We start from the raw sequence: 17,256 nt of genomic DNA, 5'->3' as shown, positions 1-17,256 counted from the left end.
AGGCAGACACCATGATGGACGTCAAGCATACGAAGAGGGCTGACCAACGACTCCCGCTTCGCTAATGCTGTTCGCACATATGGGCGGACGATGATTGATTCCGCGCCTGGCATGCGCGCCCGCTTACAGTTGCGCACGGCGCAGCAACTGTGCGTTGATGGCGACTATGATCGTGCTCATCGACATGAGCACCGCACCAACGGCCGGCGAGAGTATCACGCCCCAGTGGGCAAGCACGCCGGCCGCGAGCGGGATTGCGATGATGTTGTAGCCCGCGGCCCACCAGAGGTTCTGCACCATCTTGTGATAGCTGACGCGTGAGAGATTGATGATGCGGGGTACGTCGCGTGGATCGCTCCGCACGAGGACGATGTCACCCGCTTCGACCGCAACCTTCGTCCCGGCCCCGATCGCCACGCCCACGTCGGCGGTGACGAGCGCTGGCGCGTCGTTCACGCCGTCGCCCACCATCGCCACACGCTTGCCCTGTCGCTGCAGCGCTTCGATGTTCGTCGCCTTGTCCTCTGGTAGCACTTGCGCAAGCACGGTGTCGATTCCGAGCTCGCGGGCGACGGCTTCCGCCACGGCGCGCGTGTCGCCGGTCATCATCACCACCTCGACGCCAGCGTCATGCAGCCGCCGTACCGCCTCGGCCGACTCAGGCCGTACTGCGTCCGCCACCGCGAACGCCGCGAGTGCGCGGCTCCCCTCGACCAGGTACACCACGCCCTGACCGCGGCCGGCCGCCTCTTCCGCGAATCGCTGGAGCTCGGGCGCGGGGGTTACGCCGAGACTCGTGAGCAGGTTCGGACCACCAGCCGCAAGCTGGCGCCCATCCACGGTGGAACGCACACCGCGACCCGGGATCGCCTCGAACGCGCTCGACGCCGGCACCTCCAGCCCTCGCTCCGCCGCGCTCGTCACAATGGCCCGCGCAACCGGGTGCTCGGCGTCGCGCTCCACGGCGGCCGAGAGCCGCAAGGCCTGGTCCTCTGAGAGATCGCCGACCGTACGCGCCGCGACCACACGATGCTCGCCCAGGGTGAGGGTGCCCGTCTTGTCGAACACGACGGTCGTGAGATTTCGCGCCTCCTCGAGCCCGCGGCGGTCGCGCACAAGAAGGCCTGCGCGTGCTCCGAGTGTGGTCGATATCGCAAGCACGAGCGGGACTGCGAGGCCGAGCGCGTGAGGGCAAGCGATGACGAGCACTGTGACGAACCGCTCGATGGCCGTCGAGGCCGTCGCGCCGATCAGCAGCCAAGCGACGAGCGTCACCACACCGGAGCCGAGCGCGATCCAGGTGAGCCAGAAAGCAGCGCGGTCGGCGAGCGCCTGCGCGCGTGAGCGGGAACCCTGCGCCTGCTCCACCAAGCGCATGATCCCGGCGAGTGCAGTGCGGTCGCCGGTGCCGGTGACCTCGACCCGGAGCGAGCCCGAGCCGTTCACCGTGCCGGCGATGACCGTGGCGCCCTCCTTCTTCTCCACTGGCGCCGACTCGCCGGTCACTAACGCCTCGTCCACAGCACTCCGCCCCGAGCGCACGATGCCATCGGCCGGGACGCCGGCACCGGGACGCACGAGTACCATGTCGCCCTCGTGCAGCTCGGCTATCGGTACGTCCTCGACGCGCTCGGCTGCGCCCTCCCCGCGAACGCGTGCGGCAGTGCTTGGGAGCAGCTTCGCCAGCTCGCCGAGCGCGCCCTGAGCCTGCGAGATCGAGCGCATCTCGAGCCAGTGACCGAGCAGCATGATCGTGACAAGCGTTGCCAGCTCTTCCCAGAGTGGCATGCCAGGGAAACCGAGTACGACCGCCACGCTGAATGCGAACGCGACGCTGATCGCGAGCGCAATCAGCGTCATCATACCGGGCAAGCGGTCCCGAATCTCGCGGACAGCACCCTCGAGGAACGGCGTCCCGCCGTAGGCGAACACCGCGGTGCCGAACACCGCCGGGATCCATCTCGCACCAGGAACGTGCGGCGCCGTGTAGCCGAGCGCGTTTTGAAGCATGTGGCCCCAGATCAGCGTTGGAAGCGTGAGCAGGAGCGACAGCCAGAACTTGTCGCGGAACATGGCCACGCTGTGACCGGCGTGTTTATCGTGGCCGACGTGCGCCGCGTGGTCACCGTGCATCTCACGATGGTCGGCGTGCATCGCGGATGCACTGGCGTCGTGCGTCGGATGTGCGGACTCGCCCAGTTCGCGGCTATCGCGAGCTCCGGCATGGTCGCCGTCGCCTGTCAGAGGCTTGGTGTCGCCATCTGGCGAATGTCGGTGGACATGCTGATCACTCATCGGCGACCTCTCAGTGCGGCTCAGTGCGGCGTGATCTCCAACCACGATGTTTTACGCATCGATAAAACAACGTAACACTACGGACCGCGCCTCATCCAGGCGCGTAATGGGCGACGGTTGGCCGGCGCTGGGTTAGCAATCGCGGATGACATCGTCAAGCTGGAGTTCGGGCGATTTTTGTTACCGTAGCTCGTCGTGCAGATGGCCAAACCAACGAGTGATTCGGGAACGTCGATGGCGAGTAATCGGCAGCGGAGGCGAAATTGAATACGGATGGGCAATTTGGTGGCCTAGCATTCTCTCATTGGCGAGTCCCCGATTTTTTTGTTGCTGGACTAGATAGGCGCGTCAACGCATGCCGTAACAAAGCGTTTCCCGAAGTCGGTAAGCTCGACCCACCAGAATTTCGTGTTCAACCATTCCATGGGTCGTAACTCGAAGTCGCCAAGGACGATGCGCACCTCACCCTCAATCCGCGCGCGCTCGTCGTTGGTGCCCAGCCCACCGAATCGTGGGTCGTTCATGAGTTGAGCGGCGCTCTCAGCGCATTCCGTTAATGATCCATTAACCAGCCTATCGCTGGTCCACGTTCCCTCATGAACGAGCCCTAAGCGCACAACATTGTTGACATAGCTGCCGAGCCGTTCTGGATATGTGAAGTTGGTGGGCGAGGTAATTGTCGAGAACCACGGGTCGATCACTCGCACCGTATTAGCTGCATTACTTGCTTCGCCGAACCCGTTTGGTGATATCGACAGGCGTACGCCCGGGAAGATACTTCGTGAGGTAAAAGCTGCCACGAGCTTCGCTTCGTCGGCAGTGAGTTGGCTGATGATCCCAACGAAGCTCGGATGAATATCTGTCGCGGTGCGCACGTTGATCGCACTTGCCAACAACTTCGCGTACATCTCGCGTAGCTCGGTCTGGTCAGCGACGAGCGCTGCGGATAGAAGTAATGGGCCAGCAACATAGGCGGCTGGCTCTACCCGTTGGTCTATTGGGACGTCCACGAGGCGCCGATCAACTGACTCGAAAAGACGGTCTAGACCGGCGTGCCCCTTATCTACAAGGAATTGTAGCGGACGGAGAACGAGCTGTGCCACCGATCCCAAAGTGTCGCCGACAGCTTGAGCGCTCGGACGAGCAATGTCCTTATAGACCTCGACGCCTAGCGCGCCAGTCTGTTGGTCACCATGGTTCTCTTCCCGCGGATTGACGTGCCCGGCCAACGATGGTCTCAGGTTGTCTTGCACCACACTCGTGTGCCTCATTGAGAGAGTCCCTCGCATTTGCTGCCTCTCAACAATCTATAGCGGATGATCAGCACTCTGCGGCGGGGCCGGGTGCAGCGCATTTCGATGCACGTCTGGAGGAGGCTGTCTTGCTTGCAAGCTATGTCACACGCAACGTCATGCTCCCGTCTCGGGTCCAATGATGTCCGGGTGATGGTTAGCAAGCGGCACAAGCTACTGGCGCCGGTCAGCAAAAGATGGCATCAACTACCAGACTCCCAACTCCGACTGGGAGAACAAATTGTTTCGGGTTAATCATCGCGATACTACGATGACACTACACTCCTGTTGCGCCAACCTGCGGCGCCGGCCGAGCCGATGTTATCATGATTGCCTCCGCTGGCGAAAAGCCCGTCGTGAGGAGTGCGTTGTAGAGTTCCCGATACATAACAGCGAGCAACTGCGCCGTTTTGGGGTCTGACACTATCGAGAGCATCACAGAGTGCATGCGCCGGATGCTGGCCTCCCATGTCGCAAACTCGTCGGTCAACATGCGTGTCCTCCTTAGTAGTGAAATATGGCGATCGCAGGATTTGTACGACCTGCAAACGGATGCTGCGCTAGACGTACTGAAATCGGTGGGCTTTCGTCGGAGGTAAGAGAACATGAGAGAACAACGGTGGGCTGCGCTAGTTCGCTACCAATAAGGTTCCTCCAAGTACCGGCAGACCGATTCCATATCACTGACGGAACCCGACATCAGGATCTCAATGATGCTCTTTCCTGGGAACCGTCGCATGTTCATCCGGCGGCGGACGAATTCGCGCATGTCCACCGACTTGGTGGAGTGGGCATAGCGGTGGATCCCGACTAGGTACGCTGCGCGTGCGAAGGTCGCTGGATCGAATAGCACGGCGGTACTGCGCTCCCAGTACCAAACAACCTGCGGTGTGAAGCCAAGCATTTTGGCGCATTCCGCATCCGATAGCCTCCACTCTGCTGCGACAACGAAAGCGACGCGCGGATCGCGAAGTGCCTCCGATAAGCGCGGCGCCATTGGATCACAGTTCTCAGGGACGGGATAGTGATGACTCATGGGGGTGTTGGGCTTGAGCTATTGCCGGCAATACCAGACGAGTCGTGATTGTCGTCCGGTCGTCTCATAAGCGCGAGTGCGTATTTCACTTCACCTTGGGAAACTGGAAGTAGCATGCGAACAATACAGGCTGCCACCCTACGTTCAGAGCCGCTTACGAGGGTATGCACTACGTCGAGTTGTGAATCCATCAGGTTTGATTTCATGCGCTTGGATTCTCGATCGCTTTCTAACGAGCTTGGTTCGTCAATCCGACAGCGGTCGGATGTACCGGTTACAACTCGATACCTAAGACAGTAGCCAGTTACGACCCCTCGGATTCAATCCACTGCCCACCCACACTCTGCCAGGCGTTCCACGACTCGACTTCGCATCGGTTCAGATAGCGCGCGTATCCGTCTGAGAGTAGCGCCACGAATCGCTTTGATTGCGCGCAGGTAGCGATGCTTCGCAGCGTCCGCGCTGACCCCTAGGGTGCTTCCAGACTCGGCCCATGTCGCCCCGTAAACGATATGCTCCCAACAGAGCTGAGCCATATCCGCAGGCAGCGTATCGTACACTTTACATACAATGGCCTGTAGCTCCGCATGTGCACTTTGCTCCTCGGGCAAGGCAGACGAGTCGATATCGGTCGCCCAATGCGTAAATGCTTCTGCACAGCCGACCATTACTTGCATATCCAGCGTTTCGAACTTGAGACGCTCGGAGCGCCAATAATCCGCAATGACATTACGCGTGATAGCGAGCGCCCATGCCATGAATTGCCTATCCGATGTGGCTCGACATTTCTTGATCCGCGACGCAATCCGAATTAGAGCATCGTGCACAATGCTGGGAGTATCCTCAAGCGCGCGCACGGTGTTTGTGATCCGGCGTCGTACAAACGCAACGAGTGGTTCCTCTAGTTTGACAAGCAGAGCGTCCATCTCCAACGCATTCGCTTGTGCGTGATGCACGAGTGACAGAATCCCAGCAGCATCGCCAACCGGATAGTTTGACTCAACCTGAGTTGCGACCCGTGTACGATGTCGGTGTCCCGATGCGATCGGCGCCCGGCATTCCGCTGCTTCTGAAATCCCGTACGCTACATCGATCGATGGCATTAGCGGCACCGGTACTCCTCCTCGCGTGCGATCGGCTGTGAACCTGCTGCCTTTTACCTTCAATCGCTTTATACAGAACAAACAGACGCATGGGTGGGACGGGGTGATCTTTGTAGTAATACCACTCATAGTGTGTAGACCGATAGTATGCACGTGTTGGATGCTTGATGGATGGCCCGAAACACTAAATCCACTACCTCCCGAAGCGCACGCCATCCCACCCCCAGGGGATCCAGCACCAAGCGCGGAGGCGCACGTGGTTCCCCGACCCGAAGAGAGTTGGGAAACGTTCTGCGAGCATTCAGAGAGCGCCTAGCAATTTCTCAGGAGCGACTGGGATTCGCTGCAGACCTCCACCGTAACTACATTGGCTCGGCCGAGCGAGGTGAGCGCAATGTGTCGTTCGAAGGATTGGCTCGGTGGCTTGACGCTCTGGGGGTTTCGTGGGAGGAGTTCGGAACGGCGATCGACGCATCCGTACCGAGGAAAGGGCGATGGTAGCTGGAGGGGCTGCCCAAGGCCACGGCCCTGGAGCGCTCTATATGCACTATGCACCGATTTGGATGGCAGGTTTGATTACGACGGTGTGATGTTCGCTGTGACTCTACTGCGATTCGATCGCGTCCCCTCATTTGCTAACATCCGGCGATCTCTGCAACTGATCTCTGCAACTACTACATACACGTCATGACTCCTCCGTGGCCACTCACCGAAGAAACACTGCGCGGCTTGATAGCAGAAGACGAATCACGTAATGTCGAGTTCAAGCAGTCGGACTACGATTTGGCAGTGTCCGAGCAAAAGGGCGAATTCGTGAAGGATATCCTCGCTCTCGCAAACGTCACTGAGCGCGAAAGGAACAGTTACCTCCTCCTTGGGGTGGAAGATCGGCGACACGGAGGCCGGATACTTGGGATTGCTGACTCACTCGACGCAGATAGACTCACACAGATCATCGTCTCCTACACGTCACCATCAATAGAAATGCGTGTAGCCCATGTGACGTTGGACGAAAAGACCGTCGGCATCATCGGCGTGCTATGGACCGAAACGCACCCTTACTACGCATTACGCGATATTGGGTCCACACTATCATCGGTCGTTTACACACGTCGTGGAGCGACGGTGGGTCGGCTCAGCCTTCAGGAGCTCGAATATCTGATCCGCGCAAAGGGAACAAGAACAGGCAGCATGGTAGCACAGGATCCCCTTCAATGTGGCTTCGTGGATGGCGGGCATTGGGCGGGTCCAACTGGACTAGTTCTCCGGATCGTAAATGTCGCCGATACCATCGTAAACGAGATCCATCTAGTCTTTGATGTCGTATCGAAGGCCGACGCATCGATCTTTTACAGAGCCACGATTTTTACTGGGATCGCGCTCGAGCCGGAAGCATCGCGAGAAATCGAGCTCGACTTGCGAACGCTCTCCATGATGAAAGATGGCAAACAGATTACCACGGATTCGTCGATCGGAAGATGGCTCGATGTAACAGCCCGAATCCGCTACCGTGACAGATTCGGCTTCCTCCGAGAGATTCAGTCGGCGACTTTTCTACCCAACTGGTAGTCCAAGGCTTCAGCGTACCGTCGACTAATTCGTCGCCTGTCTTCCACTGCCGACAAAAACTTGCTCGACGCATCACGTAGTGACTAACCGGCCATGCTGCCGCGCACCGCTGATATGCAATCGCAGCGATGTCCGTCACCTCAACCGATTGCTTCCACGGCCTGCAGCAATTTCTGCCACCAATGCAAAGAACTCGGCGCGGCGCTCAGGCATTGTGTCAAACAGTGCCAGTCGTCTCTGGAGCGTTGTTCTTCGACAAACGAGCCCGCGCTTAGTCCACACCGTTGGCATTTCCCCCCAAACTGAAAAAAGAGTGGCTGGAGTTGCACCGATTTCAAACGCATATACGAATGCTGCAGCAAGCGCCTGATTGCTGTGTGTGGGTCGTCCCCCTCTCTTTGCCGGCGATTGGCGCGTCGTGGGGCGGGGCATGAGGGGCTCAAGAGCAGCCCACTCCGTCGGAGACAGATAGTCCTCCGGATAGGGCAATTGTCGGCCGGTACGCGTCAATCCCCGCCGCTGGATCACCAGGAGAGCGTCCTCTAGGACGGCACGCTCGGCGATTTCGCCTTTTTCACGGGCGATTTCAAATCCAGTGAATACTGGTTCTTCGGTCTCGGCATCGGCATGCATCAGTGTCGGTAACCACTTGGCCATGAACCCGGCCACATCTTCTTTCCCCAAGCTCTCAAGACACTCGGCTAGCAATCTACTGTTCGGCTCAGCTTGTGTACGCAACCTTGGATGGGGCTCCCCATGCGCCGCAGCACGCCCACCCTCAGCTTTGGTTGTCCCCAACCTTTCAAACGCCTGGAACAACCGCGTGCGAACCAAGTCACCTGCCTCCCCATGTGCAAACGTTAACAGATTCGCCCAACTTCGATCCAGCTTCTGGAGCACCTGATCCGATGTCGAACCGAGCACAGTTCGATCATTAACGACAAGTGCGCGGATCATCCACGTGACGCGTGACCGGCCGGCTGAAGAAAGTCTCTTCGTCGCTGGTTCGATGAGCGATGGATGCTCCGACGAGGTCAGTGCGCCGAAGTTCGTTAGGGTTGACACGATTTCATAGCCGCGCGATCCGCTCAACACATCATCGAGCGATGAGCCATCAACGAGCCGAGCGAGAGTTGCGATCGTATCCCGTGAACTGCGGCCTTCGACATGGAGCACCGAATAAGCCATAGCGATACCATCCGAGAGCACGTCGTAGGCCTTCGTTGGCGCTCGATCCGAGAGCATGTTGAGACGCCGGAGACGTCTTTCGCGTTCCTTGTCCCCGATCATTTTCCATTGCTCCTCATCCAGTATCCGGACAAGCACAGGGAAGCTCAATGATTGAGCGGCGTCAGCGCCCACTCCCCAATAATCCAAGGTGGCAAACAACTCTGCCCGGTACTTCTCGTATGCCGCTACATGCCTAGCATCTCCCCGAAGCGCGGCGCGCTGCAGAAGGATGGCGCGTTGGTTTCCAGCAAGGACGTCTCCCTTGCCAAGGCAGATCGGCGGTCCACCCCAGGGAAACTTGGTGGGATCAAGAACATACACCCACTGAAGCAACTCGGTGGCAACAACAGCCGCTGCCGCTAGGCCGAACTGACCGGAGTACGCACGTCCCTGAAGCGCCCGCGGATACCTGGAATCCCGTTGTAAGCTGCCCCAATCGTGGGACGGGATCAATTCGGCCGCCTCAACAAGGGCATAAACCGCATTGACTTCTGTCTTGGCGCCGAAAAACACCTTGATCTGCTTACCAAATACGGCGCTATCCATCAGAGCCCAAAACCTCGAACAGGATGAGCCCAAAACATACCTCAAACCACCATACAAGGCGAGACTAGCTCTCATAACACGTTGAGCGGCAAGGATCTGCGCATCTACGGCAATTGTTGCCGAGCCGAAATTCCTTACCCGGCCACGACACACAACCCCATGTCGTAGGGCCCTCCGTTCCACAACCGTTGATCGGTATCCTCTGCTCCTCTGCTCCTCGGTCATTCAAACGCGACTGCGGCGATACGGCGCGTCGTTTAGTCGCGCGAGCCCGCCTTCCCCGGCTCTAATTCGTCCCAGAGCCTCCAGCCGCGCAGGCGCAGGGGCAAGGATGAAAAAACACCAGCCGATAGTAGATGCGCTTAAGCCGAAGTCCACCACCGCACCCAAGAAGGGCCAAACGCCCGCCTCCGCCGCATACGTCCCCGATCAACGTCCGTCAGCAGACGACGCAAACCGTCACGCGGCTGAGCTGGTACACGCTTGCGTAACTCGTTGGGAACGGCGGCGTGCCGACTTCCAATCATTCAGGTGCATGGTCGACGGAGGCTCACTGTGTGATGCTGTGATACATGATCTCGACGCTATCGGTCAGCGGCTGGCCGATGAATGCTCACCATCCAGAACCAATGCCGTCTCCAATACTGACTCCAAACCACGATTAGAAACGCCTCTCCGAGATCGGTTTTGGACTATGCCAGAGTCGGTGCGTCTGTCGGCAACCGAACTTGCCGCAGCGCTGGGGAAGTCACGCAATTGGGTTTACCGACACACAAGCCCCCGGACAGGGCTCATTCAACTCCCATCTCGCAAAGACACCGGTGGCGCACTTGTATTCATCGTCGGTGAGGTCCGTCAGTGGCTTACTGCCTACGAGCGCATTACGACCCCGCTTGAAGATGTTCTCCCCTTTGCTCAACAACAAACCGCAGACAGTGGCATGCGGGAGACAAACCGATGAGCCGGCGTCGAAAGACGCCGGGCTGCATAGAGCGACGGGGCAACGCATATCGGGTCTCGCTATGCGTTGCGGGTAAACGTTGCCGATTTACCGTCAAGACAACCAATCGCGCTATAGCTGAGGCAGCTGCGAGGTCGCGGTACGCCGAACTGACCAATAATGCCGAGCGTGCGGAGAAGCACCGCACATTATCACCGCAGATCGCGACTGACATGCTGTCGTTGATACAACGTTACGACGACTATGATTTGGCGACGCGGAAACCGCAAACTCAACGTTGCTACAGAACCTCTCTTACACCGCTCCGTGCGTTTTTCGCATCCCACGACAACCCGGATTTAAGGCAAGTCACACCAGCGCTCGTCATCGAATACGCAACTTGGCGACGGAATTACCATCCCAACGGCACGCCCGGAAGACCACCTGCGAAACCGCGTACCAAAGACCGCGAAAAGGAACTAACCAACCGCCCCAAACGCGCGACCCCGATCGCAGAGCGCACCGTGCGCAAGGACCTACGAATATTGCGCCTTGTATTTAGGCGCGCAGAGATGGAGGAATTAAGGCGCGACAACCCAGTATCAAAGGCGATGCCGCAACTCCCAAAGATTCCCAAATTTCACCCAGTGATCCTTTCAGATCAGGAGTTATCGACGTTGCTAGTCGCGGCCGAGCACAATCCAATGCTATGGTTCTACACGCTACTCCTCAGCGAGTCAGGAGTCCGATGCGATTCGGAGGCGCTATTTCTCCGCTGGGAAGACTTCGACCTCAATGATGGCATGATCCACATCGCTACCGGCCGCGATGTCAATGGGATCGCGCACACAATGTCGCGACCAGGCAACCACGATACCAAGACTGAGGAGTCGAGAGTCGTTCCAATCACAGCGCACTTGCGAAACGCGATTATTGAGCACCGACGTTTCATGGATCAGCGTTACGGCTCCGAGGAACTGACATCGCCTTGGGTATTTCACCATACCACTACCGACCGTGGTATCTCGGCTGGCGATCGGATCCAGTGTTTTCGCAAGCCATTCATGCGCGCCGCACGCATCGCCAAGATCCGTCACGGATTTCGGCAACACGACCTGCGCCACCGCCGCGTTACCACCTGGCTTGGGGCCGGCCACTCCGCCCAGATCGTTATGCAGGCGATGGGTCACGCCGACATCCGCACTACGATGGGTTACTACAAACTTATCCCGGCGCACATGCGCCCACTGCAGCAAGAAAGTATTCGCGCACTGATATCGTCACCCGAGCCACTGAAGTAGAAGTACAGCTCAAGTTGCGCCGGTGGTTGAGATCCTATAGGGGTTCTCCCGAGATTGGAACTTGGTGACTGATTCTTCGGACGCGGTAAGAATCTCCGCGTCCGAAGAATCACGGCCATCCGTGAGAGCTCCCATCCCCACTCCAAACTCGCGTTTCCGCCCTCCATTGCAGCAGACGCGCGAGCCACGCGCACCCCCCACTGCCGCGATCGATTGTTTTCAAGGCCCCGAAAATCAGTCTAACGCCAGCCGTAAGTCATTTAACGACAACGGCATCCACATCTTTTGCCTTCCGCCATTCCGTCGTTTAGCGGACCCGAAATGTTTCTTACCGTTGGAAGCAACTTTAGATAGGCCGTAAGTACGGCCTATCTAGTGTTATTCCCAACCAGATGACGACGGCTACGCCCTGCGAGATCCGTTTTGCTCCCAGCGCCGCGGTAACCACTCGCGCAGGTGCACTCACCGTGGAACCTGAACAGGTCACGGGAGCCGATGCCAAAGAGATACAGACACCCACCGGATCGACGCGCATGCCAGATGTTCCCCGTTGGCGCAAGCAAGGTCATCGATGTCGCTTCTGCGCCTACACTAGCCTCCGATTGGAGTGACGCTTGGAGCCTCGATGCGCTCCTGCGCCTCGGTACACAAGTGAAGGCGATCGAGAAACGATGGATGCATGAGGAGCGAAAGACCCTAACCCAGTCATTACCGCATGCACGTCCCGCGAATGCGTCTGATATCCACGACGATCTATCAGATGGCGGCGACGAGGACAAGCAACAGCGAGTCGATGATACATGCGACGACCGAGCGGTATCGGACAAGAGCACCGAGGATTTTCCAGAGGCGCCTTCGTGACTATCGCCGCTGCCCCGCCAATCAGCTTGATTCCGGTTGCAGAGCGACACATTAGCGCCGTACTGCTCGAAGCTGCAGCGGATGTAGGCAGTATCGCAGATACGGATCGGCGTGCCTTCCTGGACGCTGCGCTTGACCTCCGACGCCACGCCGACACGTTGTTGCGAGCATCGGAAGAATCGTAGGTCAACTTCGCCCGAAACGACGATGTCGGCGATCAACAGACTCGAATATCCAAAATCATTATCCATTCCAACACTTTGACCAACGTATTGAGGCGCAGCGTTATGACGACCATCAATCTTGATTCCACTTTCGCCTACCCAATCCCTAGAACCACGGAAGAGCGAAAAGTCGCCGCGGCAGCTCGAGGAGTCATCATTATCGGACGCCAATCAGATCCACGCCAAGCGAAACTCAACCTAGGAAGCCAAGCAGCTCAGGTTCAATTCTCGCTAGAAGAGACAGATGCTGCTGGTATTCCCAGAAGCTGGATTAAACTCGTTGCGGCATGGGGTGAAACCGGTACGACTCGCAAGCCGCGGCCGTTCTTCGAACAGATCCTTGCACTGGTTGTTAACAACCAAGTCGGCCTCATTGTTGTTCAGTACTATGACAGGACGGGCCGAAACCTCGCTGACGAGGGTCGACTGCTGGAAGCTGCTTCAAAGCACGGCGTATTGTTCCTAATCAATGGCGACCTTCTTGATCCCCGGAAGGCACGCGACCGGCGGTCTCTGGCATCTGACGCCGTCAGCGCAGAGTTTGATAACAACACACGCATTGAACGTTTTGCCGGTGCCAAACTCGTTCTAGCGCGCTCGCTCGCCTTTCGCACTCGCCTTCCAACAGGATTAGTGTGGGCGTCCCCGCGAGACTCGCGCTATGTCGAGGCGATGAAAAATGCTGGGTTACGTCACTGGCTGGATCGAACGCCGGATCATCGTGTCCGATCGACCCGAGATGCTACTACGCTCTACATTTTGCCGTGGCCTGACGCCGATGTTATAGCATCGTTAGAAATGCGATTCAAGTGGCTATTCGAGCTGCGCTCGTTAATTGGCGTGTACGAGCGAATTGACAGTGGTTATCCCGGATGGCCGACGGCTCACGTCGGACAGATCCCATACATCAAGCAAACCGCGTTTTACGACCCCGATACACCAGTGATCTGGAATAAGCTGGACCGGTACAATCTCAAGGCCAGCCTTAAATCGCTCGCGTACTATGGCATTTACAGCGTCTATTCGCATCAACTTGCCTCGACTGAGACTGTTGCTCGTCGCCAACGCCGGAACAAAAAAGGCGTGGCCTACGGTCGTGCGATCGCGATCGCACGACCACCGCTTCCGTCGGCCATAGAGTTAATCAACTCATCCGTGTCCCACGAACCCACCAAATAGCAAAGCGAATAGCAGCGCGAAAGCAGCCCGATCGGCAGTCCACAACCATGTCCGTCAGTTCCTTTCTTATATGGAGAGCCCGATGTCTGACACTGATAAACCAGGCGATGTAAACACTGGAAGTACGTTTGCTAGAGGGATATCGGATGAACTCGGTTCCGTTCGGGTTGGTCCCGCTACCCCTATCACTCGCACGGTTATCGAGCAGGCAGGGCCCGGCAGAGCTGATCTAATAGATGGGGATCGTCTCGTCTGGGAGGCAGAGGCATTCCCGAGTTTTGCTCGGTCCGACGATTACCGTCTCGCTCGGCAGATTATGGGGACGCCGGAACGAGAGCCATGGGCTCGTAATGGTAGTACACCCGACGCGGTGCTCGCCGAGGTGCGGTGCGGTCATTCCAATGGCAAGGGTGGTCGCTGCGGCCTTAGGCTCACGCCAATTCAAGTTAAAGGCAAGATCTTCTATCTGAGCACCAGATGCACTGAGCGTGAGCCGCGCCATCGCTCTCAGACGACAGGAATAATAGAGGATGTTGTCATCCGTATGGCAACGGACGCGTATCAAGCGGCTACGATGGAATCCGCTATCCGGAGTGTGCGCACACGCACTGCCTCTATGCAGCTAAAGGTGGAAACGCTCCAACGCGAGTTGGCATCAGCAACAGACCGTTGCAATGCCGCCAGCGATAAAGTTCTCGCCGCGGAACACGCCGATGATGCCGCGGAAGCGAACCATTGGAAAGAACAAGTCGTACGGTACCGCCAGCAGCGGGCGATCGCTCGCCAAGCCATCGACGAGGCTCAGCTTATCCTCATGGACGCGCAAACTCCGCGACAACTGGAACAGCGGCTCGCCATCGTCAACTCAATCGCGACACGTCTGCCCGAACTGTTGCAGCATGCGACGGGGAACAAAGCACGCCTCCGTGAACTCCTCGGTGTATTGGTACGAGACGTATCAGTTCTCCATGTCGCCCAGCACATACTCCTGGTCGAAGCGACGTTCCCAAACGGCAGCTCGACTCGCCAACTCGTCCTGACACGGCGGTTGGTTTCATCGCAGCCAGAACGCGCCGCCGCTCTGGCCGGCATTAAGAATGGTAGAGCGCCAGAGACTCTCGCTCGGGAGCTGACGGCCGGCCAGAATCGAGGCAGTGAATCGAAGATAATATCGGAGAAATCAGCGTTCACGCTCGCTCTACTGGGTCAGTACTTTGAGTCAATCCAACCACGAACCACGTCGGGAGAAACTCTCGGTGCGATCGCAGAACGCGTGCGAAGCGACCTTGATACAGTTCGCCGCTCTGTGTTTAGCGGTGTCCTGGGACCCGCATGTGTTCAGCCCGACGGTGCCCTTCTCATATCGCCGACAGAACGAGAGCTTGAGTCAGGATTCCCCGAGTACGCTCGGAGGAGATCGGAGGAGCGGGCTGGCTGGCAGTCAGGTGATGCTGTGTCGCGTCCGGTTCTCGAAAAATATTTCGGCATTCCAGCTGGAGCCACAGAGTATCGCCAGCGGGCAGACCCCTCACTGCGCACGGTTGATCTTACTGGTCGCTCCTACTATCGCCTGTCAGGCTTCGGTTTTCCCCTTGACTCCGAACGTCCTGATATCGCCCGAGACATGGGCCGGAGCACATATGCCTCCGCTGATATTGCCGCGGCCGTACTAGCTGCGGGCTATCCTGAAGCGGAGACAGGCAATTTCTACCCGAAGGCTGACCTTATTGGAATCCTCCGTCGCAAGGGCTGCCGCGCCGGATACTCAGCGGTACGCGATGCGAGAATATCAGGCACTCTACTATCCATCCCATGCCGCATCGGGTCGATCATTGGGCGCGGAGGGCGACGACTCAGCTATCTGGTGTGGTGCCCCAGGTCGGTGACAGACGATCCAACCGATGAGAATGTGCGAGGGTGGCTTCGCGGCAAGTGTTCTCCATCGACACCAGCGCGCAGGTAATCATGTGAGGCGTCCGCATGCGTTGGGACAGAACGAGCGATCACGCCGTGGTTTGTCATCGTATTGATGATGGATTGCTTCAGCTACGCGCAGCATGGATGAGAAGGCTATCTGTGTTGTAATGAAGGCCACGTCAACGCCGGTGAAAAACACCGAGTCTGATCGGTACAAGCACGAAAAGTTATGTCGAATCTTCAGTCGAATCTTCATGAGAATGGTCAGCATGCAGCGGATCCAACGATTGCGCACATTGCTCAGCCCATGCGATCCATTCATTGCGAGACATTCCCGCTAGAATTTTCGCGTCTGGTGGCTGCGCCGCGTTGCGCACTGCCGCGATAAACTCGCGCATTTGCTGTGCTTTGTTCCAGTCCGCCGCCTGGCGTTCAAATTCCATTTTCCGCGCAGCCTCCGCTGCCTCTCGCTGTAGCTCGAGTGCACGACGTTGTGCGGCTTCACGTCGTAGCCGTTCTTCTTCCTGGAATCGAAGGTTTCGCTCCCGATTTTCCGCCGCTACGGTCACCAAGCCGACAAGAAATGCATTCAACTGCCTCTCGATAGGGTCGCTCTCGGTCTCGTTCCAGCTCCGGTGGACACTGTGGCCCCACGAGTTGCGGATCACGAGTGAGAGTCGACCTGACGGGGAGCCGTAGTGCGTGGAGTGCGACAAGACGGTTCCGGCGGGATAGTGGCGCTCGCGTTCTATGCGCTTCTCCTCCTCAGAGCGCTGCCGGAGTTTTTCACGAATCCCAAACGGCACGCGTTGGTCTAGGATCGTGACGTAGCTCTTCTGGTCATCACCGGTGCCGAGCGACACAATCCAACCGCGTTTCTCGCACGCCTTCACGAATGCGTCCATGACACGAAGCGCTCTAGGCACGCTCGGTTTGGTGACTCGCACGTCGAGATACTGCTCGCGCCACATAATGACGTACTCGCCGGGCCATGGCTTCGCACGACTCAGGATTTCGTTCGTTTTCCGGACCAGCGGGTGCGGTGAGCGCAATTGGTCCGAGACCACGACCCGGTTTTCGGGCGCGCGCTCAAAAGCAATCTGCTCGTCGACTACCGTAGATGTCGGTGGTGGCGGTGGCACAGGACTGGTGTCGAACACCACAGGGTATTGCGAGAGTTGCGACGTCGGAGCAACCGCCGGCAACGGAATCCGTCGCACATGCTTGCCGGTCTCAATTTTTCGCCAGTAGCCGCGACCTGGGACAGGAATTTTGAACTTTCGGCAGCGCTTCGCGAGTGCGACATCGGAGAGTCCAAGCGTTGCGGCGACGGACCGGATCGGCTGACCCCACACGCGCTCATAAAGTTCCTCGCGAGTGAGCTGCACCAGATGGTCGAGAGACGGCGGAGCAGATAGAGGCACTCTCTGACAATACCACGAGCAGTCGCGGGGCGGAACGGGTCACTATGGGCCGCCGCCGCCGATGGCGTTACGCCTTCGGCGGTGAAGAGATCAGCCAAGCGCAGTTCGGCTTGACGGCGTTTCACTGTTTAACTGATACACTACACGGACACGCTCTGCCGATACGCTTCGGAGTGGCCGTTCCTCTTGCTTGGACGGGGACTTTCTCCTTGCTCTGCCCTGCCGCCCGATGAACCAAGCGGCCCCTCGGACGTCGAAGCCTGCATCCTTGCGGCAACGCTTGTAAGCTCCGAGGCGGGGGGGGGGGGGGCGGTCGCGACTGCGATTTATGGTGCGGCT

At 58.2% G+C, this 17,256-nt stretch carries 10 protein-coding genes; 3 read left to right on the top strand and 7 right to left on the bottom strand.

Going from position 1 to position 17,256, the window contains the following annotated elements:
• Positions 1 to 123: 123 nt before the first annotated feature.
• The 4 genes from V4529_08015 to V4529_08000 all read right to left on the bottom strand — a co-directional run bounded on the left by V4529_08015 (position 124) and on the right by V4529_08000 (position 5,726).
• Positions 124 to 2,073, bottom strand: a complete 1,950-nt coding sequence (locus V4529_08015) for a heavy metal translocating P-type ATPase (GenBank protein MES2358279.1) — start codon at positions 2,071 to 2,073, stop codon at positions 124 to 126.
• Between the two features lie 557 nt (positions 2,074 to 2,630).
• On the bottom strand, positions 2,631 to 3,524 hold the full coding sequence (locus V4529_08010; protein ID MES2358278.1) for a DUF4393 domain-containing protein: 894 nt from the start codon (positions 3,522 to 3,524) through the stop codon (positions 2,631 to 2,633).
• Between the two features lie 340 nt (positions 3,525 to 3,864).
• Positions 3,865 to 4,080 (bottom strand): hypothetical protein, encoded by a 216-nt coding sequence (locus V4529_08005; GenBank protein MES2358277.1) that lies wholly within the window; start codon positions 4,078 to 4,080, stop codon positions 3,865 to 3,867.
• Positions 4,081 to 4,943: 863 nt separating this feature from the next.
• The gene (locus tag V4529_08000) at positions 4,944 to 5,726 is read right to left on the bottom strand and encodes a sigma-70 family RNA polymerase sigma factor (GenBank protein MES2358276.1); all 783 of its coding nucleotides are present in this window, start codon (positions 5,724 to 5,726) and stop codon (positions 4,944 to 4,946) included.
• Between the two features lie 171 nt (positions 5,727 to 5,897).
• Here V4529_08000 and V4529_07995 point away from each other — a divergent pair, with 171 nt between their 5' ends.
• Together V4529_07995 and V4529_07990 are read left to right on the top strand one after the other, a co-directional pair.
• Positions 5,898 to 6,227 (top strand): helix-turn-helix transcriptional regulator, encoded by a 330-nt coding sequence (locus V4529_07995; protein ID MES2358275.1) that lies wholly within the window; start codon positions 5,898 to 5,900, stop codon positions 6,225 to 6,227.
• A 186-nt stretch (positions 6,228 to 6,413) separates the two neighbouring features.
• Positions 6,414 to 7,295 carry an ATP-binding protein gene (locus V4529_07990; protein MES2358274.1) on the top strand — a complete coding sequence of 294 codons (882 nt, stop codon included), beginning with the start codon at positions 6,414 to 6,416 and terminating at the stop codon, positions 7,293 to 7,295.
• A 135-nt stretch (positions 7,296 to 7,430) separates the two neighbouring features.
• Here the strand turns inward: V4529_07990 and V4529_07985 are convergent, their stop codons facing one another.
• Both V4529_07985 and V4529_07980 read right to left on the bottom strand, forming a co-directional pair.
• On the bottom strand, positions 7,431 to 9,071 hold the full coding sequence (locus tag V4529_07985) for a hypothetical protein (protein MES2358273.1): 1,641 nt from the start codon (positions 9,069 to 9,071) through the stop codon (positions 7,431 to 7,433).
• 1,704 nt (positions 9,072 to 10,775) lie between these two features.
• A complete protein-coding gene (locus V4529_07980; protein MES2358272.1) occupies positions 10,776 to 11,201 on the bottom strand; it encodes a hypothetical protein in 426 nt (141 codons plus the stop codon).
• Between the two features lie 1,259 nt (positions 11,202 to 12,460).
• Here V4529_07980 and V4529_07975 point away from each other — a divergent pair.
• Positions 12,461 to 13,576: a recombinase family protein gene (locus V4529_07975; GenBank protein MES2358271.1), complete on the top strand. Its 1,116-nt coding sequence runs from the start codon at positions 12,461 to 12,463 to the stop codon at positions 13,574 to 13,576.
• Between the two features lie 2,144 nt (positions 13,577 to 15,720).
• On the opposite strand, the gene V4529_07970 is transcribed toward V4529_07975, so the two are convergent.
• Complete coding sequence (locus V4529_07970) at positions 15,721 to 16,398, bottom strand: hypothetical protein (protein MES2358270.1); 678 nt, start codon at positions 16,396 to 16,398, stop codon at positions 15,721 to 15,723.
• Positions 16,399 to 17,256: the final 858 nt, after the last annotated feature.

This window comes from Gemmatimonadota bacterium, assembly GCA_040388625.1.
Taxonomy (GTDB): Bacteria; Gemmatimonadota; Gemmatimonadetes; order Gemmatimonadales; family Gemmatimonadaceae; genus Fen-1247.
The sequence above is the reverse complement of the archived record's forward strand: the minus strand, read 5'-3'. Positions and strand labels throughout refer to the sequence as shown.

What these genes read in the sequence shown, in the direction of transcription:
- V4529_07990 (MES2358274.1), top strand. Translation starts at nt 6,414, where the DNA reads ATGACTCCTCCGTGGCCACTCACCGAAGAAACACTGCGCGGCTTGATA.
- V4529_07975 (MES2358271.1), top strand. Translation starts at nt 12,461, where the DNA reads ATGACGACCATCAATCTTGATTCCACTTTCGCCTACCCAATCCCTAGA.
- V4529_07970 (MES2358270.1), bottom strand. Translation starts at nt 16,398, where the DNA reads ATGGACGCATTCGTGAAGGCGTGCGAGAAACGCGGTTGGATTGTGTCG.
- V4529_08015 (MES2358279.1), bottom strand. Translation starts at nt 2,073, where the DNA reads ATGTTCCGCGACAAGTTCTGGCTGTCGCTCCTGCTCACGCTTCCAACG.
- V4529_08005 (MES2358277.1), bottom strand. Translation starts at nt 4,080, where the DNA reads ATGTTGACCGACGAGTTTGCGACATGGGAGGCCAGCATCCGGCGCATG.
- V4529_07985 (MES2358273.1), bottom strand. Translation starts at nt 9,071, where the DNA reads ATGGATAGCGCCGTATTTGGTAAGCAGATCAAGGTGTTTTTCGGCGCC.
- V4529_07995 (MES2358275.1), top strand. Translation starts at nt 5,898, where the DNA reads ATGGCCCGAAACACTAAATCCACTACCTCCCGAAGCGCACGCCATCCC.
- V4529_08000 (MES2358276.1), bottom strand. Translation starts at nt 5,726, where the DNA reads ATGCCATCGATCGATGTAGCGTACGGGATTTCAGAAGCAGCGGAATGC.